Source organism: Streptomyces hirsutus (assembly GCF_001418415.1).
Lineage (GTDB): Bacteria > Actinomycetota > Actinomycetes > Streptomycetales > Streptomycetaceae > Streptomyces > Streptomyces hirsutus.
The window spans coordinates 1-1575 of the sequence record NZ_LIQT01000719.1 but is presented as its reverse complement, the minus strand read 5'-3'; the positions used below and the strand labels follow the sequence as shown (position 1 = coordinate 1575).

General features: G+C 74.1%; 2 protein-coding genes. Both read left to right on the top strand.

The features are described 5' to 3' along the window. The coding region (locus tag AOK11_RS37855) for an AfsA-related hotdog domain-containing protein (RefSeq protein ID WP_276204868.1) at positions 1-551 on the top strand (551 nt) is incomplete at its 5' end. Continuing rightward, positions 548-1516 carry an NAD-dependent epimerase/dehydratase family protein gene (locus tag AOK11_RS37850; RefSeq protein WP_055598144.1) on the top strand — a complete coding sequence of 323 codons (969 nt, stop codon included), beginning with the start codon at positions 548-550 and terminating at the stop codon, positions 1514-1516. The genes AOK11_RS37855 and AOK11_RS37850, both read left to right, overlap by 4 nt. The last annotated feature ends 59 nt before the right edge of the window (positions 1517-1575 follow it).

Here is a 1575-nt window from a genome sequence, read left to right as displayed (position 1 = left end):
CCGCTTACCGCCGCCTGCGAGCCGGGCAGCTGGCCGGTCCGGGCACCGCGATATCTCCCTCCCCTCCCGTCCCTCCCGTCCCTCACGAACTGGTCGGCCGCCGCCGTGCGGAGGACGTCGTCCTCTCCCGCTCGGACCGACCCGGCACCTGGCTCCTGCGCGTCGACACTGGTCACCCCGTCCTCTTCGCCCGGCCCAACGACCACGTCCCCGGCATGGTTCTGTTCGAGGCGGCCCGCCAGGCGGCGACAGCGGCAACCGGCGGACGCGTCTTCCTTCCCTCCGACCTGGCCTCCACCTTCAGCCGCTACACCGAACTGGACCGCCCCTGCCTCCTCGAAACCGAGGTCCTCGACAAGGGCGGGGCAGGCGCTGAAGCCAGGAGCCCCGACAGGGGAGACCACGCCGACGGAGACGAGGTGACCGTACGGGTCCTCGGCCTGCAGAACGACAAACCCGTCTTCACCGTCTCCCTCACCTCGGCACCCCACCGCCGGACCCCGGGGCCGCCCCCGATCCCGGCCCCGACCCCGGTACGGTCGCTGACATGACGGTGAACCTCCTGGTCACGGGCGGCACCGGCTTCATCGGCAGCCGGGTCGCCGCCGCCGCCCGCCAACACCCGTACGCCCGCGTCCGGTTGCTTTCCCGCCGTACACCCGCCGGGAGCGCACGGCCCGAAGCGACGCAAGCGGCCCCCTCCCTGGGCGCACTCCCGTCCACCGGGACCGTTCCCGGCGACCTCGCCGACCCCGCCTCCCTGCGCGGCAGTTGCGACGGCGTCGATGTCCTCGTCCACTGCGCCTCGCGCATCACCGGTGACCCGGAATCCGTCGCGGCGGTCAACGACCGGGGCACGAAGGCCCTGCTGGAGGAGGCAGTACGCAGCGGGGTGCGCCGCGTCCTGTACGTGAGCACCGCCGCCGTCCACGGCAGGGGCCCCTTCCGCGGCGTACGGCCCGGCGAGGCACCCGTCGCCCCCGCCTCCGCCGCCAGCCGCGCCCGCGCCGCGGCCGAACGACACGTCCTCGAGGCGGACGGCCTGGTGCTGCGGCCCCACCTGGTGTACGGCACGGGCGACCGCTGGGTGGTCCCCGGACTGGTGGGACTCCTGAGGGAGTTGTCGGCGACCGTGGCGGGCTGCGGAGCCCTGCACTCGATGATCGACGTCGACACCCTGGGCCGCGCGGCCGTCGCCGCGGCACTCTCCCCGGTGCACGAACCTGGCGTCCACTACGTCAACCACCCGGACCCGGTGCCCGCGTCGGAGCTGCTCGCGGCCGTCTGCACACAGGTGGAACAGCCCGGCGAGGGAACGGAGGTCGACGTCCCGACCGCCTACGCACGGGCCGCCGGCTCCCCGCGCGCCCTGCACCACCTCGGCATGCTCACCGTGGACCACTGGTTCAGGGACGACACCTTCTGGGACGGCCTGGACTGCTCCCCGGGCGAGCCCTTCCTCCGCGCCTTCCCCCACGCAGCCCCCTGGTACCGGTCGTTCGTCACCACTCCCTGAGCGACTCCCACCACGGCCACGCACTCGCGTTTGCTCCGGCCCCGGTCCCGGCCCCGGCC